Annotated in this window: 21 protein-coding genes; 11 read left to right on the top strand and 10 right to left on the bottom strand. The window is 60.1% G+C overall.

The window, feature by feature from the left end; all coding sequences use genetic code 11:
• Positions 1-126: 126 nt before the first annotated feature.
• On the top strand, positions 127-1,473 hold the full coding sequence (locus ACI3KQ_RS12615; RefSeq protein WP_404958102.1) for a hypothetical protein: 1,347 nt from the start codon (positions 127-129) through the stop codon (positions 1,471-1,473).
• Here ACI3KQ_RS12615 and ACI3KQ_RS12610 read toward each other — a convergent pair.
• Positions 1,466-1,849: a GNAT family N-acetyltransferase gene (locus ACI3KQ_RS12610; protein WP_404958115.1), complete on the bottom strand. Its 384-nt coding sequence runs from the start codon at positions 1,847-1,849 to the stop codon at positions 1,466-1,468. The genes ACI3KQ_RS12615 and ACI3KQ_RS12610 overlap by 8 nt on opposite strands.
• Positions 1,850-2,091: 242 nt before the next feature.
• Between ACI3KQ_RS12610 and ACI3KQ_RS12605 the strand changes: the two genes are divergently transcribed.
• The 4 genes from ACI3KQ_RS12605 to ACI3KQ_RS12590 all read left to right on the top strand — a co-directional run bounded on the left by ACI3KQ_RS12605 (position 2,092) and on the right by ACI3KQ_RS12590 (position 7,762).
• Positions 2,092-2,640, top strand: a complete 549-nt coding sequence (locus tag ACI3KQ_RS12605) for a recombinase family protein (RefSeq protein ID WP_404958100.1) — start codon at positions 2,092-2,094, stop codon at positions 2,638-2,640.
• Between the two features lie 100 nt (positions 2,641-2,740).
• Positions 2,741-5,212 carry a DEAD/DEAH box helicase gene (locus ACI3KQ_RS12600; RefSeq protein ID WP_404958098.1) on the top strand — a complete coding sequence of 824 codons (2,472 nt, stop codon included), beginning with the start codon at positions 2,741-2,743 and terminating at the stop codon, positions 5,210-5,212.
• Between the two features lie 155 nt (positions 5,213-5,367).
• Positions 5,368-5,820: a DUF6641 family protein gene (locus tag ACI3KQ_RS12595; RefSeq protein ID WP_404958096.1), complete on the top strand. Its 453-nt coding sequence runs from the start codon at positions 5,368-5,370 to the stop codon at positions 5,818-5,820.
• A 181-nt stretch (positions 5,821-6,001) separates the two neighbouring features.
• Entirely contained in the window at positions 6,002-7,762 is a 1,761-nt protein-coding gene (locus tag ACI3KQ_RS12590) for an ATP-binding protein (protein WP_404958094.1), read from the top strand.
• 330 nt (positions 7,763-8,092) lie between these two features.
• Here the strand turns inward: ACI3KQ_RS12590 and ACI3KQ_RS12585 are convergent, their stop codons facing one another.
• From ACI3KQ_RS12585 to ACI3KQ_RS12570, 4 genes are all read right to left on the bottom strand, one after another.
• On the bottom strand, positions 8,093-9,448 hold the full coding sequence (locus ACI3KQ_RS12585) for a tyrosine-type recombinase/integrase (protein ID WP_404958092.1): 1,356 nt from the start codon (positions 9,446-9,448) through the stop codon (positions 8,093-8,095).
• A gap of 227 nt (positions 9,449-9,675) precedes the next feature.
• Entirely contained in the window at positions 9,676-10,209 is a 534-nt protein-coding gene (rpsI, locus tag ACI3KQ_RS12580) for a 30S ribosomal protein S9 (RefSeq protein WP_404958090.1), read from the bottom strand.
• A complete protein-coding gene (gene rplM / locus ACI3KQ_RS12575; RefSeq protein WP_404958089.1) occupies positions 10,209-10,688 on the bottom strand; it encodes a 50S ribosomal protein L13 in 480 nt (159 codons plus the stop codon). The genes rpsI and rplM overlap by 1 nt, the downstream gene beginning before the upstream one ends.
• Positions 10,689-10,826: 138 nt before the next feature.
• Positions 10,827-11,876 carry a COX15/CtaA family protein gene (locus ACI3KQ_RS12570; RefSeq protein ID WP_404958087.1) on the bottom strand — a complete coding sequence of 350 codons (1,050 nt, stop codon included), beginning with the start codon at positions 11,874-11,876 and terminating at the stop codon, positions 10,827-10,829.
• Positions 11,877-12,048: 172 nt separating this feature from the next.
• On the opposite strand from ACI3KQ_RS12570, the gene ACI3KQ_RS12565 reads away from it, so the two are divergent.
• Positions 12,049-14,055, top strand: a complete 2,007-nt coding sequence (locus ACI3KQ_RS12565; RefSeq protein WP_404958085.1) for an ATP-binding protein — start codon at positions 12,049-12,051, stop codon at positions 14,053-14,055.
• A gap of 18 nt (positions 14,056-14,073) precedes the next feature.
• Here ACI3KQ_RS12565 and ACI3KQ_RS12560 read toward each other — a convergent pair whose 3' ends face one another.
• Positions 14,074-14,703, bottom strand: coding sequence for a 2-dehydro-3-deoxy-6-phosphogalactonate aldolase (locus tag ACI3KQ_RS12560; protein ID WP_404958083.1), 630 nt, complete (start codon positions 14,701-14,703; stop codon positions 14,074-14,076).
• A gap of 2 nt (positions 14,704-14,705) precedes the next feature.
• On the bottom strand, positions 14,706-15,602 hold the full coding sequence (locus tag ACI3KQ_RS12555) for a 2-dehydro-3-deoxygalactonokinase (protein ID WP_404958081.1): 897 nt from the start codon (positions 15,600-15,602) through the stop codon (positions 14,706-14,708).
• A gap of 134 nt (positions 15,603-15,736) precedes the next feature.
• On the opposite strand from ACI3KQ_RS12555, the gene ACI3KQ_RS12550 reads away from it, so the two are divergent.
• The 3 genes from ACI3KQ_RS12550 to ACI3KQ_RS12540 all read left to right on the top strand — a co-directional run bounded on the left by ACI3KQ_RS12550 (position 15,737) and on the right by ACI3KQ_RS12540 (position 19,327).
• Entirely contained in the window at positions 15,737-17,539 is a 1,803-nt protein-coding gene (locus tag ACI3KQ_RS12550) for an IlvD/Edd family dehydratase (protein ID WP_404958079.1), read from the top strand.
• A 98-nt stretch (positions 17,540-17,637) separates the two neighbouring features.
• Positions 17,638-18,558: a Gfo/Idh/MocA family protein gene (locus ACI3KQ_RS12545; protein WP_404958113.1), complete on the top strand. Its 921-nt coding sequence runs from the start codon at positions 17,638-17,640 to the stop codon at positions 18,556-18,558.
• A gap of 19 nt (positions 18,559-18,577) precedes the next feature.
• Positions 18,578-19,327 (top strand): FadR/GntR family transcriptional regulator, encoded by a 750-nt coding sequence (locus tag ACI3KQ_RS12540; protein WP_404958077.1) that lies wholly within the window; start codon positions 18,578-18,580, stop codon positions 19,325-19,327.
• A gap of 33 nt (positions 19,328-19,360) precedes the next feature.
• Here the strand turns inward: ACI3KQ_RS12540 and ACI3KQ_RS12535 are convergent, their stop codons facing one another.
• Positions 19,361-20,227: an SMP-30/gluconolactonase/LRE family protein gene (locus ACI3KQ_RS12535; protein WP_404958075.1), complete on the bottom strand. Its 867-nt coding sequence runs from the start codon at positions 20,225-20,227 to the stop codon at positions 19,361-19,363.
• A gap of 183 nt (positions 20,228-20,410) precedes the next feature.
• On the opposite strand from ACI3KQ_RS12535, the gene ACI3KQ_RS12530 reads away from it, so the two are divergent.
• Positions 20,411-21,715 carry a sugar MFS transporter gene (locus ACI3KQ_RS12530; protein ID WP_404958073.1) on the top strand — a complete coding sequence of 435 codons (1,305 nt, stop codon included), beginning with the start codon at positions 20,411-20,413 and terminating at the stop codon, positions 21,713-21,715.
• Between the two features lie 79 nt (positions 21,716-21,794).
• Here the strand turns inward: ACI3KQ_RS12530 and ACI3KQ_RS12525 are convergent, their stop codons facing one another.
• Complete coding sequence (locus ACI3KQ_RS12525; protein WP_404958071.1) at positions 21,795-22,688, bottom strand: N-formylglutamate amidohydrolase; 894 nt, start codon at positions 22,686-22,688, stop codon at positions 21,795-21,797.
• 146 nt (positions 22,689-22,834) lie between these two features.
• On the opposite strand from ACI3KQ_RS12525, the gene cpdR reads away from it, so the two are divergent.
• The gene (gene cpdR, locus ACI3KQ_RS12520) at positions 22,835-23,212 is read left to right on the top strand and encodes a cell cycle two-component system response regulator CpdR (protein ID WP_404958069.1); all 378 of its coding nucleotides are present in this window, start codon (positions 22,835-22,837) and stop codon (positions 23,210-23,212) included.
• 5 nt (positions 23,213-23,217) lie between these two features.
• Here the strand turns inward: cpdR and ACI3KQ_RS12515 are convergent, their stop codons facing one another.
• The gene (locus tag ACI3KQ_RS12515; RefSeq protein ID WP_404958067.1) at positions 23,218-24,552 is read right to left on the bottom strand and encodes a dicarboxylate/amino acid:cation symporter; all 1,335 of its coding nucleotides are present in this window, start codon (positions 24,550-24,552) and stop codon (positions 23,218-23,220) included.
• Positions 24,553-24,595 lie beyond the last annotated feature (43 nt).

Here is a 24,595-nt window from a genome sequence, read left to right as displayed (position 1 = left end):
AGGGGCTCAATCACCGACCACTCAAAATCCGTCAGATCAAAACGCGCCACAGCCAGTCTCCCTTCGCTGGAAAACTGAATCAGAAATTAGACCGATTGGGAATCCTGTTTATGGGTATGTGACCTAGTGAAGACGCAGCAGGCCAAGGTGCTGATTGCCCAACCTACTAAAGTGCTGATCCACCAAACCCTCACGGAAATCCAATCCCAATTCCCTGACGTAGAGGCTAAAACGATCTACAACGCGGGCGATGGCAAAGCCGTAACGCCTGAGATCGTTGAGCATATGAGGCAGGCAGACCCGCGCAGCGGGCAAATCCTGCTCATCACGCATGAGGCGTTGAAGCGGCTTCCCAATGCGTATCGTGTCCATTGGCACTTGTTCGTCGATGAAATTCCCGCCGTCTTCGAAAACGTCTCACTCCGCGTGGCGAAGACGCATAACCATCTGACGGACTTGCTCGATCTGGAGGACATTACGGACAAGGTTGGGGCGGTGAAAATCCGTGATGGCTCCAAATCCCAGATGGAGGCATTGCGGATCAACAAGACCGGCGACCAACTTCTCGACCTGTTTGGCGAGATTGCCACGCATCTGCTAGACGAGAATCGCACTGTGATGGTCGAGACGGCGGAATTCAATGCGCTGCTCAATGGCAAACGGCCAATGGGTGAACTGAATTTCTTCTCGCTGCTTCGAGCGGAGGTCGTTGCGGACTATCGTTCTGTGACCTTTATGGGCGCGAACGCCACGGAAACCGAACTTTTCATCCTTTGGGAGGCGCTCAGCGAGGCTCAGTTCGTGGAGCATCCGCAACTGTTCAAGGGATTGCGCTTCACGCAGCATGGCAACGGCCATCGCCTGACCGTCAATTTCCTATTCGAACATGAATGGTCGATTTCGCGGTCACGACGAGTGGACCCGCAAACAGGTAAGACGCTGCTGGAAGCAGTCGGGAATTTTGTGAAGGGTCATTTCGCGAAGCAGCGTTTCCTGTGGGTTGCCAACAAGGCTGCGGAAATGCCGATGTTCGACCAGAACGACCGCTTGCCTGCCGTTAGCCACGGCTTGAACAAGCCCCATTTTCAGAATTGTAACGCCGTGGTCAGTCTGATCGCACTGGTCCACAATCACGCCAGTGCCAAGTTCCTGGGCATGTTGGGATTGACAGATGCACAGGTCCGCACGGTCATCTGTTACCAATCGGAGTATCAGGCGATCATGCGATGTTCCCTGCGTGATCCCAAAGCCAGCGTGCCCGTGACGGTGATCGTTCCCAGCCGCGCAAGCGCTGCTTGGCTTGCCAACAAGTTCGACGGCTGCGCCGTGGGGAAGTTGGAAACTGGGTTGGATTGGGAAATTGGGAAAAGCGGTCGCCCCAAGGCGGCGAAGGTACCCAAGACCGCCAAGGAGCGAATGCGGGAAATGCGTGAGCGGAAAAAAGCTGCTCTAACGGACTCGCGCTCTATTTGATATGTGTTCGATTACCCCAAAATCCCTTGGCATCCTGTGTAAGTGTGCTGCTTGGAACGATGGGACATCCAAAAACATGACTCGCGACTTTATAAATCTTGGTCGCCAACCCCTTGCGTCGGTGTTGTTCGTCGATTTCAATTGTATCGCAGCGGCCAGCAACTCCGTCGGAGGCAAGCGTAGCGTGACCGATGATGTTGTTTTGCTCATCGTAAACTCGTGCCCATACTGACCCGTGCGTTTTCGGTACGTCTATCGATCTATCATCAAGATTTTCTGGGAAAGGGTGATTGTCGCCGGTCGCAGGCGGAATGGCGTGAACCCCAATGCGGTATCCGTCAGCGTCATATTCATACTCATCACAAGATGTGATCATGTTCACTATATTCCCTTTTTGTTGATAGTTAGTGGGCGCGCTGCGCCGGGTGGTAAGAGCCATTCATCAGCGATTGGTTAAGCCCAATGCGCCTCACTAATAGTGAGCGCGCCACAGCCGCATTCAGGTAGTCCCTGTCGTGACAGTCGCATTCCGCGCTGCGCCTGTCACATTCAGGTCGATTTCCACCAGAAATGACATCAGATGGTCAGGCTCCAGACCCATAAGTTACAGGAGCGAACATGATCGTTGGCTATGCACGCGTCAGCACCACCGACCAGAGTCTCGATGTCCAGATGGACGAACTGGCTGCTCATGGCTGCGACCGCATCTTTCAGGATCAGGCCAGCGGCACCAGCAGGGCGCGTGCGGGTCTGGTGGAGATGATGCAGTTCGTCCGCGAGGGCGATACCATCGTGGTCAGCAGGCTCGACCGTTTCGCCCGCTCGTTGACGGACCTGTTTCAGCTAATGGACGAACTCAGCCGCAAGGGCGTTGCGTTTCAGTGCGTCCACCAGTCCATCGACACCAGCAGCAGCACAGGCAAGCTGACGCTCGCGATCTTGGGCGCAGTGGCGGAGTTCGAGAACGACATTCGCAGGGAGCGACAGCGCGCAGGCATTGCGAAAGCAAAGGCCAGTGGCGTCTACAACGGGCGCAAGGCAAGCATTGATGCTGAGAGAGTCAAGGAGTTGGCTGCTCAGGGCATGACGGCTCGCGGGATAGCGAGTGAACTCGGTTGCCACAGGCAGTCCGTGTATCGGTTGATGGGTAGGCAAATGCATAACTGATGGAAGCGGGACTATCCGAATTAAGGCTTTCGAGTTAAGCCGAAAACGGCACGCGCGAAGTTAGGTACTTGGCCAGACTACGAAATTAGGGGTGGAAACATTGGCGATAGATTTTTCCGACATGCTCGACGACGCTGATGAGGCGGTTCTTCATCCCCGCGAGGTATTTTTTACGCTTGATCGATATCCTGGATTTTCCTTCCCTCGCGATATCCAAACAGAAGTCATGAACCGATGGTTCGAGAATCGCGACCAACCAGACAACGTCATCAAGCTAAATGTCGGCAGTGGAAAAACGCTTGTCGGGCTGCTGCTGCTTCAAAGCTCCATAAATGAAGGCAAGGGGCCAGCACTTTATGTTGCCCCCGACAAACAACTTTCCCAGCAGGTCATTAAGGAGGCCGAAGCGCTGGGAATTGAGGTGACAGACGACCCTCGTGACGCGGACTATCTGGCGGGCGATAAAATCTGTGTCATCAACGTTTACAAGCTCTTCAATGGCAAATCGGTCTTTGGCGTCGGAGCGAGCAAGATCAACATTGGAACGATCGTGATCGACGATGCGCACGCTTGCGTTTCTACCATCACCGACCAGTTCAGAATCGTTCTCGCTAACACCCATGCCGCCTATAAGAAGATATTCCAGATTCTGCGCGAAGACCTCAAAGGGTACAACACGGCCAGCTTTCTTGATCTCGAAGCGAACGATCCACGTGCATATATGGAAGTTCCGTTCTGGTCATGGCACGCGCATCAGGATGACATTCTTAGGGCATTGCATGAGGGCCGTGCAGACGACGATTTGCAATTCACCTACCCGCTCCTCAAAGAACTTCTCCCGCAATGTCGCTGCGTGATCGGCGGGCAGCATCTTGAGATCGAGCCATACTTCCCCGCCACGGACCTGATCCAGTCCTTCCGGCGCGCCAAGCGTCGCATTTATATGACGGCGACGCTGGCAGATGACAGCGTGATCTCGACCCATTTCGGCGCAAGCCCGGACAAGATTGCCAAACCCGTCGTGCCGACTTCATCTCAGTCAATGGGCGAGCGAATGATCCTGATGCCTCAGGAGCTCAATCCCGACCTTACTGTTGCCGATTTGCGGGCGCTGCTCGTAGAGCTCGCCACCAAGGTGAATGTGGTCGTGATCGTACCGTCGGCCCTTGCCGCCGAAAGCTGGGAAGGCGATGCCAATCAGGTGCTTATGGGCGACGATGTCGTTGAAGGTATCGAAAAGCTCCGAAACGGGCATGTCGGGCTTACCGTTCTTATCAACCGCTACGACGGGATCGACCTCCCCGCCGATGCGTGCCGCGTGCTCGTTATTTCCGAACTGCCCGAAGTGAACTCCTATGCCGACCTTATTGACAGCGAAGTGCTGAGCGGCACCGCCGTTAATCTACGCAGGCAGGTTGAGCGCATTGAACAGGGCATGGGTCGCGGGGTGCGGTCTAATGACGATTACTGCGCCGTTCTCTTGCTCGGCGCGAAGCTGACGAGCCGTCTCCGATCACCGGAAGGGCAGCAGATGCTGACGTCTGCGACGAAGGCGCAGCTTGACCTCTCCCGCAAAATTGCAAAGCAACTCAGTACGCCCTCGCTTGATGAAATTAAGGCGGTCATCCTGCAATGCCTTGATCGTGATCCTAGCTGGATCAAGGTCAGCAAAAAGGCGCTTGTCAGCATCAAGGCTGACGATGAATTGCGGCTCGATCTGAGCAAACTTGCCCTTCGTGCTGCCTTCGATCACGCCCGCGCTAACCAGCACAAAGAAGCGCTCTCAATCATTGATACGGCCATCGACGCAACCGAAGATGAGCAGGTCAAAGCATGGCTTCTTGCACGGAAGGCCGCTTTTCAGCACGCCATTGACGCAGAGGGTGCGCAGAAAACGCTCATCGTCGCACATTCAATGGAGCCAAGGGTCACCAAGCCCCTTCATGGCGCCGTCTACAAAAAGCTTTCCGCTGTAACGGGACAACAGGCCACTACGCTGATTGCAAATCATGTCGGCAGATTTCTGGACCCCACGGACATGAAGCTTTTCGCTGATGGCCTGTGTAGTGATCTTCAATTCTGCCCCAATACGTCGGAAAAATTCGAGGCTGCGATCAATGAACTCGCGCGGTTTCTCGGAATTATCGGACAGAGGCCCGAAAAGGACTACAAGGAAGGGCCGGACAATCTGTGGGCGTTGCCCAACGGCACGTTCCTTGTCATTGAGTGCAAAAATGGTGTCACAGCAGGTGACGGTATAGCCAAGAAAGATGCTGGCCAGCTTGGTCAATCAATGGAATGGTTTGCCGCGCGTTATCCCGCTTCTACATCGGTTCCGATCATGATTCATCCAGAACGGAAGCTCGGTCAGGCGGCAAGTGGCGTAAACGGTATGCGCATTATTGATGTCAAAGGACTGGAGAAGCTGCGCAAAAATCTCAAGGCATTTGCGCAGCAACTCACCGATCCCGATATTGCATCAAGCGCAGCAGAAGTAGCGAAACGTCTCGCTCAGTTTGAACTAAACGCGGATGCTTTAGTCAACGCATTTTCCGGTGCCGTTAAGAGTTAAAAATAATCGCCGACGAGAGCGATCAAGGCTTCTCTTGGTTTGCGGAGGCTTGGGCGACACTGGGAAATTCGATTTCACCTTTACTTTATGGTCGACCGTCTGAACGACGATGCCATCGACTGACCTTGACCATAACGGCCAAGGAGTAATGAAAAATGTCGATCCTCAAGACCCTCAAACTGACTGCTGCCGCCCGCAATGCGCCCCTGACGCCTGAGCAGATGCTGCGCGGTAAGCTGGTCGGCTACCTCAATGAACAGAAGGCGCTCGCGGAAGCGGAAATCGCTGGAGCGCCGTTCGTTGCAACCAAGAAGGTCACGCGCAAGAACGCTGAGGGCGAGAATATCCGCGTTGATGCGCCGCGCCATGTCCGCAAGGGCTGGTTTGTGGATGCAGAGGGCAAAATGTACTTCCAGATCCGCTATGGCAGTAAGCCGCTGGAATTGGCCAAGGGCATGAATGCGGTGGAAGTCGAAAACCTCACGGAACTGCCGAGCATGATCGCGTCAATCATCGAGGCTATCAATGCTGGCGAACTGGACGTGCAGGCGAAGGCCGCAAATGCCAACCGCAAGACCCAGCGTAAAGCCAAGCAGGTTATGGCCTGATGCAATTGACTGAATAGGGCGGACCGCGCGTCCGCCCTAACGTCCGCTCACTATTAGTGAGGTTAGCCTGTTATATTCCGCAATCGACAGTCAACGCCCAAATGAAGTTCAAAGTACCTTTCTGTGCGCTGCCCTTGTCGCTACCCATGACATCTCAATGATTTGACAGGTGGGGTGGGGCATGGCCGATCAGGAAGCGCATTTTTCAGTTGATACACGACTCACCCGCCTCCTTGGGGAAACCTACAGATCGAGCGAAGCCGCTCTGAAAGAGTTGGTCGATAACGCTTGGGACGCTGATGCCAGCAACGTGTGGATTTCACTTCCAGAGCCGGTCAGCACGGACAGCATTTTCGTCAAAGATGACGGCACGGGGATGACACCACTCGAATTGCGGGGTGAATATCTCAATATCGCCAGCGATAAGCGTCGTCGGACCGGCGACAAAACTCCACGCCTCAACCGCAAGATCAAAGGTCGAAAGGGGATCGGCAAATTCGCTGGCTTGACGATTGCTGGCAGAATGCAGGTCGTGGCGGTCGCTCGTGAACGACGTTGTAGTCTACTGATCGACAAGAGTACCCTGCTTTCGAATGAAGCTGACCTTGAAGCAGTGCCGCTTCCATTCATTGAGGAGGAAGCCCTTCATGCACCAACGGGCACGACGATTGAACTTTCTGAGTTGGACAGCCGTCTAAATTTTCCAGTTCCTGACAAGCTACGGGAAGTGCTCGTGCACGAATATGGGCGGGAAGATAGCTTCAAGGTTTTCGTGAACAATGTTCCGCTCTCAGTCATGGATGTTCCGGGGGCAACAACTCAGGCTGATCACGACTTGCCGATTTCAGGGCCGGTAAGGCTCCAGTTTACCGTTGCCGACGGGAAGCGGCCTCCACGATCACCTGGCATTATCCTCAAAGTCGATGGCAAAGCCGTCGGAAAACCGATGCTTTTTGGCCTCGATGAGGATGATGAGATACCGATCAAGTTGGCGAAAAGGGTATATGGAGAGGTCGAGATGTCTGGCCTTGATGACTTCGTTACCGCTGACTGGGGAGCCGTCATCGAGAACAGCAAGGCATTTCAGGAAGCTCAAGAACACGTTCAGGCGATAGTGAAGGCCAGCCTGAAAGAGACGCACGCCCGCGACATGCAACTCCAAAAAGCCCGCCTTCAACGGCAAATCGACAAGCGCCTGGAAAAATTGCCGGAACACCGGCGGCGGTACGCGCAAGATGCCTTGAACCGGATTTTGAAACGTTTTTACGGCGAAAGCGATGAGCGGATTGCGACCATTGCTGACGTTGCCCTCGATGCAATGGAGCATGATGCATATTGGATTGTGTTTGAACGCATCAATGAAACGAGCCATGGCGAAGTCAGCGAATTCGCGGTTTCTTTAGAGGAATTTGGGCTGCTGGAGCTTTCCACGGTGGCAGCTCAGGCCGCGCGGCGGCGCAGTTTTCTGGATTTCTTTGACCAGTTGGCGCAGAATCCGCTGACTTTGGAGAAAGATGTCCACAAGGCGTTCGAGACAAACCTTTGGATGCTCGGACGACGCCATTCCATGATGGCATCCAATGTGACTCTTGGCCGCATCATCGAAGATTATTGTTCGGCCGAATATAAAGGGGATCGCGCGGCGAAGCGGCCTGATTTACTGCTTTCTCAGGACGTTACAGATTCGTATCTGCTAATCGAATTCAAGAGACCAAGCCATTCCATCACGCGCGACGACATCGCACAGGCAGAAAAATATCGTGACGACCTGTCCGCACGCTTATCATCGACCTCTAAAATGGAAATATTAATGGTCGGCAAGGGGAAAGCATCGGCAGTTAATGCACAGAACATGGCCGTTGGGGTGACAATCAACTCATATGATGGCATTATAAGTGCGGCACGCAACGAACTAGAATGGTTGGTTTCTTCATTGAAATGAGGGTTTGCGCCGATTTGGCTATCCGCTCACTATTAGTAAGGTGAGCAGATCGCCAATTCCTATACGGTGGCCGTTGCGATCATAGGTGGCATTTATCAGGGGATCATACCAACCTGCTGGCGATCCATTGGCAGCATAGCCCCTGATGTTCCGCCCTACCTGTTGCCGCCATCCTAATAATTTCCCTGAACTATCCCTCAGATTTTGCCGCATCCCACCCTCCAATTTCGAGGCTGCCGATCAAGCGCCAGTTTTGCCGTGCGTCGATCTGAGATGCTCCACTATTAGTGGGAATGCTCTGTCAGAGCTTCTGAGCGCTGAAGGCGCATTTCATATTGCCGTATTGCTGGAGGCAGGCGTATTGCCTTCGTCGGGCTGGAGAACGCTCCTAAGTGCAGGATGCTCGCTTCCCCACGGGTCGTTTTCCAATTCAGCGAGCCCAGCGGATTTCACGAGAGCATCGAAATCAAAATCCTCCCCGCCGTTTTGTTTCGCAAAGCGTAGCGCAGCAAGGATCGTTGCGGGATCCCATTCGCCCTCTGGGTATCCAGTCAGCTCTTTGACACGGTGTTCGGGCAGCACATGGTCATAATGCTTATGGATTTGCGTAACCGAGGTTCCGCAGTTGCGGGCAATATCTGCGTGTTGCTTCCCGTTCGTCAGGCGATCCGTGATGTAGGTATGCCGCAGGCTATAGATGGTGCGGTTGTGGCCATCTGGCCCTTTCAGCAAATTCGCTTCGGCCAGCAAATTTCGGAAGGTGTGATGAGGATCCCAGCCCGGCTTGAATAGGAAAAGCTTCTCCTCTTCCGTGCTGCCGTCAACCTTTCGGAGATTCTCCAATTCCTGCAAATATGGCTTGAGGCCGGGCTGGCTGAACACAATTCGCGTGCCCGTCTTCGTTTCGTTCATCACGGTGATTTTAGCGAGGCCGTCGCAAGTCCATTTCACATCGCCCCATTTGCAGAGGGCGGCTTCGCGCGGCCTCATGCCCGTGAGATAGTAGAACCAGACGAGGCATCGGACGATCTGGCGCTGATGATTGTGCAGCTTATGTTGCCCACTGTGCTGCCAATCATCCATGTGCTGGGCCAGCTTGAACCACTCGTCCGCGTCAAATCCAAAGCGCTTGGCACGGTTGGGATCGGTCTTGAGCAACTTGGCCTTGGCGCGCGGCATGACGGGACAAAGAGACCAGCGCGCAGCCTGATCGAGAGCCTGGCCGATTAATCCAAGTTCCATCGACAGCGTTTTTCGTGCGGGGCGCTTCGTCCCTTTTTCCCTGCGCCAAGCAACGTAATTTTCAACCTTCTGCACAGTGATCTTGTCCACGGCGCAGTTATCAAAATACGGCTTGATGTAACGATTACCACTCCCGCTATGCAGTCTGCGACGGTGAATGCTGAGGTTCTTTTCAACCCACGGAATCCAGCGTTTATCCCAGAATTCGTCGAACTTGACTGAGTTCAGCGGCATGTCAGCATCTGCACGGGGCTTTAGCTTGCTGTAGAGTTCCAAGGCAGCACGTTCCGCCCCTGCCTGATCCAATATTTTCAGGCTTCGTCGTGTCCGTTTCCCGCCGCCAAGCTCCAAACGAGCCTGCCACGTCCCGTCACTATTGTCGCCGCGCTTATAGAGGACGATTGCGCCGCCCATCAATTTTACAGTGTTTTGCTGATGCCCCATGCTTGCCACCCTATGCGTGTAAAGGTGACTAAGTCGTAAGCTCGCGGGACGGCCATCGCGATCAAAACATGAACAAACGTGCAATCGCGCGTGTTATCTGCGTGCGTCAGGCTAACTCGTGGCAGCGCATTTCTGCGGCAAACGTGTAAGCTACGTGTAACGAAAAAAGGGGGGCATTCCTGACCCCCTTTTCCTTAATTTTCAACTGGTTAAACCCAGCTTCCAGATTAGCGCTTCGAGAACTGGAAGCTACGGCGAGCCTTGGCGCGACCGTATTTCTTACGTTCAACGGTACGGCTGTCGCGGGTCAGGAAGCCTTCGGCCTTGACCGCGCTGCGCAGCGCCGGTTCGTACTTCGTGAGCGCCTGGGCGATCCCGTGCTTGACGGCACCAGCCTGCCCGGAAAGACCGCCGCCTTTCACGGTGGCAATCACGTCATACTGACCTGCGCGGTCAGTGACGCCGAACGGCTGGTTGATCACCAGGCGCAGGGTCGGGCGAGCGAAATAGATTTCCTGATCGCGGCCATTGACCGTGATCTTGCCGGTGCCGGGCTTCACCCAAACACGAGCAACGGCGTCCTTACGACGGCCGGTGGCGTAAGCGCGGCCAAGGCTGTCGATTTCCTGTTCGCGCAGCGGCGCGGAAGGCTGGACCGGAGCGATAGGCGCGTCAACGGCGACGGCTTCGCTGGTCGCAGGAGCCGGAGCGTTGGCGGTCAGCGATGCGAGGTCGGACAGGGACTGGCGGTTATCGGACATTATGCACCCACCTTGTTCTTGCGGTTGCGCGACGCGAAATCGAGCACTTCGGGGTTCTGTGCGGCGTGCGAATGTTCGGCGCCAGCGAAGACGCGAAGATTGCGCATCTGCTGACGACCGAGCGGACCGCGGGGGATCATGCGCTCGATGGCTTTTTCCAGAACGCGTTCGGGGAAACGGCCTTCCAGGATCTTGGCAGGCGTGGTTTCCTTGATGCCGCCGGCGTAGCCGGTGTGCTTGTAATAGACCTTGTCGGTCAGCTTGCGGCCCGTGAACTTCACCTTGCCAGCGTTGATGATGATGACATTGTCACCACAATCGACGTGGGGGGTGAAGGACGTCTTGTGCTTGCCGCGGAGGATATTCGCGACGGTCGAAGCGAGGCGGCCGACGACGAGACCTTCCGCGTCGATCAGGATCCACTTCTTTTCGACCGTTGCCGGGGTTGCCGGCTTGGTCGTCTTCATCAGCGCCTTCATGGTGCCAATCTCCAGAATGAAACAGTGAACCGAATGCGTTTTTCAGACATTCGGAAGATGGGCGCTAATGACGGGCTGGGGGCTGGAAGTCAAGAGATTCGGCGGCTTTCCTGACGGGTAAAATAATACCCGTCGATTTTAGGGCCTGTTTTGCGCACCAATTGCATGCGCGCCCCAGGCGGCGGCGGCCACCACCAGCGCGCCCACGGCCTGGTGCAGCACGGCGAGCGGCAGGGCGATGCCGCTGACCACCGTGGCGATGCCGAGCGCGACCTGCGTTCCGACCGTGGCGTTGATGGCGATGGACGCGCCGCGCCGCCCTGCCCGCCTTGCCCGGCGCGCCAGAAGGATGAGGGCGATGGCCGCGACCCAAGCGAACCAGCGGTGAATGAAATGGACGAGATAGGGATCGCTGGAGACGGTCGCCCACAGCGAACCCAGCCATTGTATGCCGTCAGGCACCAGGCGGTCGTTCATCAATGGCCATGTGTTGGAAACATAGCCCGCGTCCAGCCCCGCCGTGAAAGCGCCGAACATCAGCTGGGCCAGCAGGATGAGCAGGACGAGCAGCGCAAAGGGCCGCAGCGCCGCCGGACGGGCAGCGGGATCGCGGGCCAGCGCCAGCAGGTCGAGCGCGGTCCAGACCAGCCCCCCGATGATGAACAGCGCGGTGAGAAGATGCACCGCCAGCCGGTAATGGCTGACATCGGTACGCTCCGACAGGCCGGACGTGACCATCCACCAGCCGATCGCGCCCTGAAGCCCGCCAAGCGCGAGCAGCGCGACGAGCCGGGGGCCGTAGCCCGCCGGAATGGCGCGTCGCCAGGCGAACCAGAGGAGCGGCAGCGCGAAGGCAAGCCCGATCAACCGTCCCAGCAGCCGGTGCACCCATTCCCAAAAAAAGATGAACTGAAAATCGGACAGGGACATGCCCCGGTTGATTTCCTGATATTCCGGCGTCTGTTGATATAGCCGGAATGCGTCCATCCATTGATCATGGGTGAGCGGCGGGATCGCCCCCGTGATGGGTTTCCATTCGGTGATCGACAGACCCGATTCGGTGAGGCGCGTAATCCCCCCGACCACGACCATCAAAAAGACGAGCGCGGCGACGGCCATGAGCCACCGCGCGATTGCGACTGGTCGCAAAGCGGACATGTAAGGGCGGCGGAGAGAAAACACGGTCATGGCGCGGGTTCATGCGCCCACGGCCGAACCGTTGCAAGAGGGTGACCGCCAATGGAAAAGCAAAGGCGGCAAGCAGGATAGCGGATACAATCAGGCGGCCGGGCGTATCCCGAATGATGATGCAATTAACACAAGATAATCGATGAGCGCGCCAACACAGGATGTGGCCAGGATGATCGCGGGACACGGACCGTTGGGCGAGATGACCGCACGGATCGACGGGCGTTCGCCGCTGGGCGCCGTCCACCAATGGTCTCCCGCCCTGCTGTCCACCGTTCGATTGCTGCTGTCATCCCGGGCAGAGATCGTGCTGTTCTGGGGGGCGGACCTTTGCGCCATCTATAATGAAGCCTATGCGGCCACGATCGGCGATAAGCACCCCCATGCCCTGGGTCGACCGGCCCGCGAAAGCTGGTCGGAGCTGTGGCACGACCTGGAGCCGTTGCTGCTGTCGGTGGTGCAGGATGGCCAGACCGTTCATGCCAAGGACCGCCCCTTTTACATCGAACGCGCAGGTGGCCGTGGAGAGCAGGTCTATTTCGACATCAGCTATTCCCCGGTGTTCGAAATGGACGGGTCCATCGGCGGCGCGCTGTGCATCGTCAACGAAACCACGCGGCGCGTGGAATCGGAACGGCAGATGCAGGCCGACCTCGACCGTCTGTGGGCGTTGGCGCGGGACCCGTTCGTGATCGCGGACGAAGCGGGTGTCTGGCTGTCCGCCAGCCCCGCCTGGACCGACATATTGGGGTGGAGCGAAGAGGAGTTGGTGGGTCGCACGTCGCAATGGATGGAGCATCCCGACGATTTTGGCAAAACCCGGCATGAGGTTGAAACCCTGCAGGACGGCATCCCCACGCAGCGATTTGAAAACCGGTTCCGGGCGAAAGATGGCAGCTATCGCATCTTCAGCTGGACGGCGGTGCCGGACAATGGGCTGCTCTATTGCGTGGCCCGGGACGTGACGGAACAGCGGATGCACGCGCAGGCGCTGGCAGAGACCGAGGCGGCGCTGCGGCAGGCGCAGAAGATGGAAACGCTGGGCCAGTTGACCGGCGGCGTGGCCCATGACTTCAACAATCTGTTGCAGGTGGTGACAGGCAATCTGGAACTGTTGCAGCGCGCGCTGGACGATAATGACCGGCTGCGGCGCGTGGCAGACAATGCGATGGGCGGCGCGCAACGCGCGGCGATGCTGACGCAGCGGCTGCTGGCATTTTCCCGCCGCCAGCCGCTGGCCCCCGAACGCGCCGATCCCAACCGGCTGGTAGGACAGACCACCGAATTGCTGAGCCGGACGCTGGGCGCCACCGTCGAACTGGAAACGATACAGGCGGCGGGCGCATGGCCCATCGAAATCGACGTCTACCAGATGGAAAATGTGCTGTTGAACCTCGCGGTCAATGCGCGCGACGCGATGCCCGACGGCGGGAAGCTGACCATCGAGGTCGCGAACACGCATATCGATTCCCATTATGCCGCGCAGGAAGATGAAGTCAGTCCCGGCCAATATGTGCTGATCAGCCTGTCGGACACGGGCCATGGCATGGATGATGACACGCTTAAACGCGCGATCGAGCCGTTTTTCACGACCAAGGAAGTGGGGCGCGGGACGGGTCTGGGCCTGTCGATGGTCTATGGCTTCATCAAACAGTCCGGCGGCCATTTGCGCGTTTATTCGGAGCCCGGACAAGGCACGACGGTCAAGCTGTATCTGCCGCGCAGCTACGGGCAGGTGGCGGCGAACGATCAATCGCCACTGCCCCCCCAGCCGCCAATGGGACACGATGGCGAGACGATATTGGTGTGCGAGGATGATGAAAAGGTGCGCGCCTATTCGGTCGAGGTGCTGACCGAATTGGGTTACCGGGTGATAGAAGCGAATGATGGACCGACCGCGCTGGCCCGGCTGGATGAGGCTTCACCGCCCGTTGACATGCTGTTCACCGATGTCGTCCTGCCCGGCGGCATGACCGGCGCGGACATAGCCAGCGAGGCGCTGGCGCGTCATCCCGGACTGAAGATATTGTTCGCCACCGGATATGCGCGCAACGCCATCATCCACCATGGCCGATTGGACCCCGGCGTAGAATTGCTGACCAAGCCGTTCGCCTATGCCGACCTGGCAAGCAAGGTGCGGGAGATATTGGACCGGGAAAAGGCAAAGGGCGTGGCGTGACGAGGGCCTTTTCCGCCCCTATTTTGCCGCCTTCCATGCAGTGACCAGTTCCCGCGCCTTTTCACCGACCTGTGCGGCGCTGTCGCCGGGACGGTAGAGCGCGCCGCCTACGCCAATACCTTCGCACCCGGCGTTTAGCCATTCGCCGATCGTCGCGGCGTCGGTGCCGCCAACAGCCCAGACGCCGACATTGCGAGGCAACACGTCCTTCACCGCCTTTACATAGGAGGTGCCCAGGCGGGCAGCGGGGAACAATTTGATACGACGCGCGCCTGCGTTGATCGCCGCAAAGGCTTCACTGGGCGTCATGAAGCCGGGCATGACCTCAAGCCCCAGCTGGACGCCCCTGGCGATGACCGATGGGTCGGTATTGGGTGTGACCATGATGCGGCCACCGACGCCGTGCAGCCCTTCGGCGGCTGCTACAGACAGCACCGTCCCCGCGCCGATCAGCGCAGTGTCGCCAAATGCGGATTGCAGCGCGGCGATGCTGGCCAGCGGGTCGGGCGAGTTCAGCGGCACTTCGATGATGCGGATGCCCGATTCCACGAGCGCAGCGCCAACGGCAACCGCTTCGTGCGGCTGAAGCCCACGCAGGATGGCGACGACGGGAGGCGCTCCATCGGCAAGCATGTCATCGATTGTCATGGTCAATTCTCCATAAAGCCAAGGCCCGCGAGCGCGCAGGATTGACCATCAAGCAGTCGGGAGCCGACGCCCTGCACATCGAGCGCCATGGCGTAGCGGGCGGACAGGCGCTGGTCGCCGATCAGGACGACATCGCCGCTGTGCGCCAGCGTGGCGCGGACTTCGGCGATTTCGCAGCCGATCAGCAGCCCGGACAGATAGCCCAGCGCCCAATCGGCGGATTTGCCGCTGCGCAAACGCATCGACCGTGCGGCGAACAGAGTGGTGAGCAGGCGAGCGTCGCTGGCGCGGTCCAGCCCTTCGGCAAAGCCAGCCGATTCCTGATCCACGTCGCCAGTCGCGTCCTTTGGCCCCAGGGTCGACCGGTCGCGCAGCAGGGCGAACAATTCCCCCGTGGGCACGGTGCGGAAGGCGGCGACCCGGCCATTTTCGACCAGCGTCCATTTGTTATGCGTGCCCGGCAGGACGAACAGATGGCGGCCCTGGGCCAGTTCGGGATGCGCGGCGCAGGCACCGAATATCTGCGTTTCTTCCCCCCGCATGACGTCGGGGACGCCGTCTGCCCCGGTGCAGGTCAGCCCGGCCATGATGCTGATCGGGGTCCCGCGCCAGTCGAAGCGGATGGCGGCGGCGCGCCATTCGTCTGCATCGGCGGGGCATGTCGCATAGGGTGCTTCGACCCAGCCGTCGCGGGCGCCGGCCATGCCGCAAAGGCGAATTTCGGCAGGCGCGCCGTCCTCCAGCCAGGGCGCAATCGCCTGCGCAAAGGCGGATTCGGCCTGACGCCCGACTTCGCCAATGCCCGGACCTTCACGTTGCGCGGTGATGCGGCCATCCTGCACCCGGAACAGGCGCAGATTGCTGGTGCCCCAGTCGCCCAGAACATCGTAACGGCTCACAAAAATGTCCCCGCAAAGCGGCGGGCGGAAGTTGGCGCGTGCATGTGAAGTCCTTGAAACCGTATTTGTATGAGTATATGCGGGGAGCAAATGCGTCAATGCGCTCCTTATTCCACATCGTCAGGGTCCCCGTCATGAACGATACCGTCAAGCCCGCCGTCACGCTGCGCAGCCGCGCATGGTTCGACAATCCCGACAATATCGACATGACCGCCCTGTATCTGGAGCGATATCTGAATTTCGGATTGAGCCAGGAGGAATTGCGTAGCGGTAGGCCGATCATCGGCATCGCTCAGACCGGCAGCGACCTGTCCCCCTGCAATCGCCATCATCTGGTGCTGGCCGAACGCATGCGGGAGGGCATTCGCGAAATGGGCGGCATCGCGCTGGAATTTCCTGTGCATCCGATTCAGGAAACGGGCAAGCGGCCGACCGCCGGGCTGGACCGCAACCTGGCCTATCTGGGGCTGGTCGAGGCGCTCTATGGCTATCCGCTGGACGGCGTGATCCTGACCACCGGGTGCGACAAGACGACCCCGGCGTTGCTGATGGCGGCGGCGACGGTGAACATCCCGGCGATCGCTCTGTCGGTCGGGCCGATGCTGAACGGTTGGCACAAGGGCGAGCGCACCGGGTCGGGCACGATCGTATGGCACGCCCGGCAATTGCTGGCGGCGGGCAAGATCGACGATGACGGCTTCATCAAGCTGGTGGCGTCGTCGGCGCCTTCGACCGGATATTGCAACACGATGGGCACGGCGACGACGATGAACTCGCTGGCTGAGGCATTGGGCATGATGCTGCCGGGATCGGCGGCGATCCCCGCGCCCTATCGCGACCGGCAGGAAGCCGCCTATCGCACCGGCAAGCGCATCGTCGAAATGGTGCATGAGGATTTGAAGCCATCCGACATCCTGACGCTGGATTCCTTTCACAATGCGATCCTGGTCAATTCCGCAATCGGCGGATCGACCAATGCGCCCATCCATCTGGCCGCGATCGCGCGCCATGTCGGCGTCGACCTGCCGCTGAAAGATTGGGAGACGGTGGGGCACAAGGTGCCGTTGCTGGTCAACCTGCAGCCCGCTGGCGAATATCTGGGCGAGGATTATTATCATGCGGGCGGCGTGCCTGCCGTCGTCGGGCAGTTGATCACGCAGGGGCTGATCCGCGAAGGCGCGATGACCGTCAACGGCAGGACGATGGGCGAAAATTGCCGGGGCGTGGAGATTGAGGACGAACGGGTCATCCGCCCCTTCGCCCAGCCGATGAAGGAAGATGCGGGCTTTCTGGTGCTGTCGGGCAATCTGTTCGATGCGGCGGTGATGAAGACCAGCGTCATCAGCCCGGAATTTCGCGAGCGTTATCTTTCCAACCCCGGCGACCTCAATGCCTTTGAAGGGCCGGCGGTCGTATTCGACGGGCCGGAGGATTATCACGCGCGGATCGACGATCCGGCGACGGGCATCACCGCCGATACGCTGCTGTTCATGCGCGGGGCCGGGCCGATCGGCTATCCGGGCGCGGCGGAGGTCGTGAACATGCGGCCGCCCGCCTATCTGATCACCGAAGGCGTGAGCGCCCTGCCCTGCATCGGCGACGGGCGGCAGTCGGGAACCAGCGGCAGTCCATCGATCCTCAACGCTTCCCCCGAAGCGGCGGCGATGGGCGGACTGGCGCTGATCGAGACTGGCGACCGGGTGCGGATGGACCTGAACAGCGGGACGGTGAACGTTCTGGTGTCCGACGAAGAACTGAGCGCGCGGCGCGAACGGCTGGCGGCGGCGGGGGGCTATCGCTATCCCGCTTCGCAGACGCCATGGCAGGAAATCCAGCGCAACCTGGTCGGCCAGCTGAACGAAGGCGCGATCCTGGAAGGGGCGGAGAAATATCAGCGCATCGCCCAGACCATGGGACTGCCGCGCGACAATCATTGAGGATCCGATCCGCCAGGAAAGCGCGTGTCGGCCAGCAGGAGTAAAGTGATGGGCAACCAAGCCATATTCGTCAGGGCGGAGCGCGCGCTGTGAGCCATGTGATCAAGGCAGGCCTGGTGGGGCTGGGCAAGATCGCGCGCGACCAGCATCTGCCCGCGATGGAAAAGGTGGACGGGATCGAACTGGCGGCGGTCGCCAGCCGCAACGCGCAGGCGCAGGGAGTCAGCAATTATCCCGACCTTGACGCGATGCTGGCGAACGAGCCGGGACTGGATGCGGTCATCCTGTGCCAGCCGCCGCAGGTCCGTTACGAAGCCGCGCGACAGGCGCTGCTGGCGGGCAAGCATGTCTTTCTGGAAAAGCCGCCGGGCGCGACCGTGTCGGAAGTGGAGGCGCTGGTCGCGCTGGCCGAGCGGCAGGGCGTGACGCTCTATGCCAGCTGGCATAGCCGCTACGCCGCCGCGGTGGCGCAGGCGAAGCAATGGCTGGCGACCCGCACGATCAGGCATGTGTCGATCCAGTGGCGCGAAGATGTGCGCCATTGGCATCCGGGCCAGCCATGGATCTGGGAAGCGGGCGGGTTTGGCGTGTTCGATCCGGGCATCAATGCACTGTCCATCCTGACCGAGATCGTAGCCGATCCACTGGCGCTGCTGTCCGCGCGGCTGGAGATTCCCGCGAACAAGCAGACCCCGATTGGCGCGCAATTGCAGATGGCGACCGCTTCGGGCGCGTCGGTGGAGGCGGTGTTCGACTGGCGGCAGACGGGCCACCAGACCTGGGACATCGCTGTCGATACCGACGACGGCCAGTTGCTGCTGTCCGAAGGCGGCAACATGCTGCGGCTGGACGGCGAGGTCCAGGTGAAAGCCCCTGATGACGAATATCCGGCCATGTACCGGCGCTTTGTCGCGCTGGTCGCCAACCATGCCATCGACGCGGACATTGCGCCATTGCGGCTGGTAGCCGACGCCTTCCTTTGCGGGGAACATTGCCCTACGACGGCATTCGAGGATTAGGAGGGACGCAGGGTTGACGATGGAGCGCAGGTTAGGAACCGAAGATGGCGGGCTGCGCATCCATCAGGCCATTGCCCGCAAACTGGGCACGGCCATCCTGATGGGCAAGCACCGTCCCGGCGACCTGTTCGAAGGTGAGATCGAGGCAGCGGAAAAGCTGGGCGTGTCCCGCACCGCCTATCGGGAAGCGGTGCGCATTCTGGTGTCCAAGGGCATGCTGGAAAGCCGCCCCAAGGCAGGGACGCACGTCCTGCCGCGCAGCCGCTGGAACGTGCTGGACCCCGAAATGCTGGCCTGGATGTTCGCAGGCGAGCCTGAGCCAGCCTTTGTCCGCGACCTGTTCGAACTGCGCAGCGTGATCGAACCGGCGGCGGCGGAACTGGCGGCGCGGCGGCGGACCGATAAACAGCTGGCCGCGATGATGCAGGCGCTGGAGGAGATGGAGCGCAACGGGCTGGCCAGCCCGGCGGGCCGACTGGCGGACCAGCAATTCCACAATGCCATATTGGCCGCGACTCATAATGACGCGCTGGCTGCGCTGACGAGTTCGGTCGGCGCGGCAGTCGGATGGACGACATTGTTCAAACAGCGCAAGCGCGCCGCCCCGCGCGACCCCCTGCCCGATCATAAGGCCGTCTGCCGCGCCATCGCCGCGCGCGACACGGCGGCGGCCCGCGACGCGATGATGGAATTGCTGCGGCTGGCGCTGGCGGACATGGACCTGGCGCTGACGGAGCCTGTGCAGGGTAAAGGTGCGATTGTGCCCTAAGGCTGGGGCCAACGGAAAAATCAGCCCGCGAAATCAGCCCCCGAACAAGGGCGTGGGAACGCCGGTTACGCCTGCATCGACTTCGAAAAAGGCACCGTCATATTCGCTTTCGGGCAGGCCGAATGCCGCCGACGTCACGAACATGCGGTCGAGATTCGCGCCAGCGAAGGTGATGTTCGTCACCTGCCGGGCGGGGAGCGGGATGGCGCGGTCGAGCTGTCCGTCGGGCGTGAAGCGGCTGATGCGCGATCCGCCCCAATGCGCGATCCACACATGCCCCTGCGCGTCGACGGTCATGCCGTCGGGATAGCCGTCATCTTCCGAGAAAAGGATGAAGGGATGCCGGTTGGCCAGCCCGCCGCCTTCGGTGCGGGTAAAGCGATAGACCGTGCGCCGCGCCGAATCGGTGTGGTAGAACCAGTGGCCGCAGGGAGAAAAGGCGGGTCCGTTGGGCACGGCGTAGCCGCTGTCCATCGCGGTCCAGCGGCCGTCGGGATCGAGCCGGTAGAGGGAGCCGCTATCCTGTTGTTCCGCCATGTCCATCGTGCCGCACCAGATGCGACCGTCCGAATCCGCCTTGCCATCATTCATCCGGTTGCCCGGCAGATGCGGTTCGGGATCGCCGATCGGGTCGATAGCCAGCGGGTCCAGCGTCAGCCGGGCGAACCCGCTTTGCAAACCAGCGATAAAGCCCCCGCCCCGGCGTTCCGCCACCCAGCCGAGCGGTTCGGGCATGGGCCAGCGCTGGACGGCGCCATCGGTCAGCGACAGGCGATTGAGCGCAGGTCCGCGAATATCGACCCAATAGACCGCATTGTCACGCGCCGACCACAAGGTCCCTTCGCCCAGCGTGTCGCGCACATCACGATCCACCCGTTTCCATTCGCTCACTATTTCCATCCTTCACTGCCAAGGGGACGATCATCGCATGGCGCCTGTGCCGCCCATCGACGCGTACGACGAAGATGGATTGCCTGTCCGTGCCATGCCAAATATTGACGCCCCGACCGAACGAATATACTCGGACAAATCGAAACGGCGCAACCTGTGGGGTTGGGCCTTTGCACTCCTGGAGAGAGATGAATGGCAGGTCCTGTATCATCGACCGCAGCCGTTGCCGCGGACCACAACCCCGGCACCCGCTACGGCCCGGCCCTGACGCTGTTGGCCAGCCTCTTTTTCATGTGGGGCTTTATCACCGTCATCAACAATACGCTGCTGCCACATCTGCGCAGCGTGTTCGACCTGAATTATACGCAGACCACGCTGATCGAATCCGTCTGGTTCATCGCCTATTTCGTCGCGTCCATTCCATCGGCCAAGCTGATCGAACGGGTCGGCTATCAGAAATCGCTGGTGGTCGGCCTGCTGGTCATGGCTGTCGGGTCGTTGGGCATGATGCTGGCCGCCAGCCTGCCATCCTATGGCGTGACGTTGGCTATGCTGTTCATCATCGCCAGCGGCATCACGCTGTTGCAGGTCGCGGCGAACCCCTATGTCGCGGTCGTCGGCAAGCCTGAAACCGCGTCTTCCCGCCTGAACCTGGTGCAGGCGATGAATTCGGCAGGCACGATGCTGGCCCCATTGTTCGGCGCTTATCTGATCCTGGGCCGGTCCAAGGGTGGCACGTCCAGCGCCGACACGGTCCTGACCGAAGCGGAACGGCTGGCCGACGCGCAATCGGTGATCCTGCCCTATGGCCTGGTCGCCTTGGTCCTGTTCGTACTGGCGATCATCATCGCCCGATTCCCCCTGCCCGCCATGGGTTCAGCGACGCAACGGCTGGCACGGGAAGAGCGCAAGAACCATTCCCTTTGGGCGCACCGCAACCTGGTGTTCGGCATTCCCGCGATCTTCATCTACCTGATCGCGGAAATCGGCGTCGCAAACCTGTTCGTGAACTTCGTCAGCCAACCCGACATCGCCAACCTGACCCATGAACAGGCGGGCCGTTACCTGACATTCCTGTGGGGCGGCATGATGATCGGGCGCTTCGTTGGGTCGGCGCTCATGCAGAAGGTCGATGCGGGCAAGGTTCTGGCCGCGTTTTCGATTGGCGCGTTCATCGTCATGATGGTCACCGTGTTCACCCATGGTCAAGTCGCCATGTGGGCGTTGATCCTGGTCGGCCTGTTCCATTCGATCATGTTCCCGACCATCTTCACGCTGGGCATCAAGGGGCTGGGCCCGTTGACCGAGGAAGGTTCGGGCCTGCTGATCATGGCGATCGCTGGCGGATCGCTGGTGGTGGTGCAGGGCTGGCTGGCGGACAATTACGGTTTGCAGACATCCTTCCTGCTGACCGCCGCCTGCGAGCTTTATATCCTGTTCTACGCATTGTGGGGTTCGCGCCCCACCCATGCCCTGCCGGATCAGCAGATCAGCTGACAGCGCGGAAACGCTGAAATCGCAAAAGGCCGGAATGGGGTGTCCATTCCGGCCTTTTTCTTTGCGTGTGCCGGGGGTCCTACTCGGCGGCTAGCGGATAGGCAGCGCGGGGGGCTTCGCTGGTGAGCGCGGTGACAAGGGCGGCAAGCGTGCCCTGCAATGCGGCAAGGCCGGGGCCCGGCCCATCCAGCACCGCGTCGAGGTAGAGCGTGCGGTCTACCTCGACCTGCAATGCATAGAGATCCTGCGCAGGCAGGCCGTGCCGTTCGATCATATGGCCCCCTGCATAGGGATGGTTTTGCGCCACGGCGATGCCGCGCCCGGCCAGCACATCGGCGGCCAGAGTCATCAGGCGCGCCGACGCCGCGCGACCGAAGCGGTCGCCCAGCACTATGGCAGGCGCGTTCTGCCCCGCAGCGGGTGGCGGCAGCGGCGGCATGGAATGAAGGTCGATCAATATGGCGTGGCCATGGGTTTCCCGCGCCTCCCGCATCAGCGCGGCGAGCGCGGCGTGATAGGGCCGGTGAATCAGTGCGATGCGCCGCTGAACCTCCGCCCAGGCGATGGGTCGCCGCCATAGTTCATAAGCGCCGGGCAGCCGCCGGGGGATGAGGCCCAACCCTCCCCGCAATTTTGCGCTGGCCTGAAGCGGCACTTCGCGGGGCAGTCCGGTGACCATCGCAGGATCAATCTCCCGCTCATGCCGGTTAAGGTCGATAAGGGCGCGGGGCGCGCGGGCTATGATCACGGCATGGTCCTGGCCCACCAGCGGATGGGCGAGCAGATCGGCCCAGCGATCCTCCAGCCGTTCCAGCACCCGCGGTTCCACGCGCGCCGATGCCAGCAGCGTGTCGTCATAATCGCGCCCGGCGTGCGGCACGGAGATCACGACCGGCGCGATCAGGCGGTCGGGCCGGTACAGGTCATAGGCAATCGTGGATTGGGCCGGGGGGCGCGTTGCGATATGGGTCAAATCAGCTCCCTTCATCCGCGCGGCAAAAATGGTTACCCGGCTGGATAATGTTTGTGTCTTGTCGCATATAGGAACTGCAAGCGCCATCCGCGACGGGTGGGACATGGGGCAGGCCGTGACCGGCCAGAGGCGAGACTGACGCAGCGATGGTTCGAATTCTGCTGGCCGAAGACGATGATAGCATGCGCGCCTATCTTTCGCGCGCGCTGGAGCGCACCGGCTATGAGGTCGTTGCCGTCGCGAACGGCGCGGACGCCGTGCCGCTGATCAGCAGTGATCAGTTCGACCTGCTGCTGACCGACATCGTCATGCCGGAAATGGACGGGATCGAACTGGCCCAGCATGCGGCCACCGCCGCGCCCGGCATGCGGATCATGTTCATTACCGGCTTTGCCGCCGTGACGTTGAAGGCGGGCAAGGCAGTGCCGCAGGCCAAGGTGCTGTCCAAGCCGTTCCACCTGCGCGACCTGGTGCTGGAAATCGAACGCATATTCGGCAGCGCGACGATGAGCGAGCTGAGCTGAACCGATCAGTCGGGGACGACTTCCTCCATATCGGGCGTAGGATCGAGCGGCAGGCCAGCCATGGCGGCGGTGAACCGGTCCCTGTCCAGCCCCTTTTCCCACACCGATACGACAACCGTCGCCACCGCATTGCCGATGAAGTTGGTCAGGCTGCGGCATTCGCTCATGAAACGGTCGATGCCCAGGATCAGCGTCATGCCCGCGACCGGCACTGTGGGGACGATCGACAAAGTGGCGGCCAGGGTGATGAAGCCCGCCCCGGTCACGCCCGCCGCGCCCTTGCTGGACAACATCGCCACCAGCAGCAACAGCAGTTGATCGCCAAGGCTAAGGTCCACATTGGTCGCCTGGGCGATGAACAGGGCGGCCAGCGTCATATAGATGTTGGTGCCGTCCAGGTTGAAGCTGTAGCCGGTGGGCACGACCAGCCCGACCACCGACTTGCGGCAACCGGCCCGCTCCATCTTTTCAATGAGGCTGGGCAGCGCGGCTTCGGACGATGACGTGCCCAGCACCAGCAGCAGCTCTGCCTTAAGGTAGCGGATGAGGTGCAGGATGTTGAAACCCGCGAACCGGGCGACGACGCCCAGCACAAGAAGGACGAACAGCAACGAGGTGAGATAGAAGGTCGCCACCAGCCCGGCCAGATTGGCGAGCGCGCCGATGCCATATTTGCCGATGGTGAAGGCCATCGCGCCCAACGCGCCAATGGGGGCGACCTTCATGAGGATGAAGACCAGCTTGAAAATGGCATGGCTAGCCGAATCGAGCACATGCAACAGCGGGTCGGCCTTTTCCCCGATCAGCGTCAGCGCGATGCCGAACAGGATCGCGACGAACAGCACCTGCAGGATATTATGCCCGTCGGCGACTGCGGAAATCAGCGTGTCGGGGATGACGTCCATCAGGAAGCCCGTCAGCGTGCGGGCATGGGCCTGCTGCTGATATTCCGCGATCTTGCCCGCGTCGAGCGTCGCCGGATCTATGTTGAGGCCCGCTCCGGGCTGCACGATATTGGCGACCAGCAGCCCCACGATCAGCGCCAGCGTCGAAAAGGTGAGGAAATAAGCAAAGGCCTTCGCCGCGACCCGGCCGATCGCGCCCACTTCCTTCATGCCCGCTATGCCGGTGACGATGGTCAGGAAGATGACCGGCGCGATGATCATCTTCACCAGTTTGATGAAGGCGTCGCCCAACGGCTGGAGCGCCACCCCCACATGGGGCCAGAAATGGCCGATGAGCACGCCCAGCGTGATGGCGACCAGCACCTGGACATAGAGCTGCCGATGGAATGGTAGGCGCGGCGTGGTCTGAATCGGCGCGGTGGTCGATGGCATCATGGCTGCGTGCGCCCCCTTTTGGCCGCAACATATGGGCCGACGA

It is taken from the genome of Sphingobium sp. ZW T5_29, from assembly GCF_044987515.1.
Taxonomy (GTDB): domain Bacteria; phylum Pseudomonadota; class Alphaproteobacteria; order Sphingomonadales; family Sphingomonadaceae; genus Sphingobium.
Note: the sequence above shows the minus strand (reverse complement) of the source record. Positions and strands in the feature narration are given on the sequence as shown.

Bases quoted from the DNA above. Each gene is read 5' to 3' on its own strand.
- ACI3KQ_RS12610 (WP_404958115.1), bottom strand. From the start codon at position 1,849: ATGATCACATCTTGTGATGAGTATGAATATGACGCTGACGGATACCGC.
- ACI3KQ_RS12605 (WP_404958100.1), top strand. From the start codon at position 2,092: ATGATCGTTGGCTATGCACGCGTCAGCACCACCGACCAGAGTCTCGAT.
- ACI3KQ_RS12595 (WP_404958096.1), top strand. From the start codon at position 5,368: ATGTCGATCCTCAAGACCCTCAAACTGACTGCTGCCGCCCGCAATGCG.
- ACI3KQ_RS12590 (WP_404958094.1), top strand. From the start codon at position 6,002: ATGGCCGATCAGGAAGCGCATTTTTCAGTTGATACACGACTCACCCGC.
- ACI3KQ_RS12585 (WP_404958092.1), bottom strand. From the start codon at position 9,448: ATGGGGCATCAGCAAAACACTGTAAAATTGATGGGCGGCGCAATCGTC.
- rpsI (WP_404958090.1), bottom strand. From the start codon at position 10,209: ATGTCCGATAACCGCCAGTCCCTGTCCGACCTCGCATCGCTGACCGCC.
- rplM (WP_404958089.1), bottom strand. From the start codon at position 10,688: ATGAAGGCGCTGATGAAGACGACCAAGCCGGCAACCCCGGCAACGGTC.
- ACI3KQ_RS12570 (WP_404958087.1), bottom strand. From the start codon at position 11,876: ATGACCGTGTTTTCTCTCCGCCGCCCTTACATGTCCGCTTTGCGACCA.
- ACI3KQ_RS12565 (WP_404958085.1), top strand. From the start codon at position 12,049: ATGATCGCGGGACACGGACCGTTGGGCGAGATGACCGCACGGATCGAC.
- ACI3KQ_RS12560 (WP_404958083.1), bottom strand. From the start codon at position 14,703: ATGACAATCGATGACATGCTTGCCGATGGAGCGCCTCCCGTCGTCGCC.
- ACI3KQ_RS12550 (WP_404958079.1), top strand. From the start codon at position 15,737: ATGAACGATACCGTCAAGCCCGCCGTCACGCTGCGCAGCCGCGCATGG.
- ACI3KQ_RS12540 (WP_404958077.1), top strand. From the start codon at position 18,578: ATGGAGCGCAGGTTAGGAACCGAAGATGGCGGGCTGCGCATCCATCAG.
- ACI3KQ_RS12535 (WP_404958075.1), bottom strand. From the start codon at position 20,227: ATGGAAATAGTGAGCGAATGGAAACGGGTGGATCGTGATGTGCGCGAC.
- ACI3KQ_RS12530 (WP_404958073.1), top strand. From the start codon at position 20,411: ATGGCAGGTCCTGTATCATCGACCGCAGCCGTTGCCGCGGACCACAAC.
- cpdR (WP_404958069.1), top strand. From the start codon at position 22,835: ATGGTTCGAATTCTGCTGGCCGAAGACGATGATAGCATGCGCGCCTAT.
- ACI3KQ_RS12515 (WP_404958067.1), bottom strand. From the start codon at position 24,552: ATGATGCCATCGACCACCGCGCCGATTCAGACCACGCCGCGCCTACCA.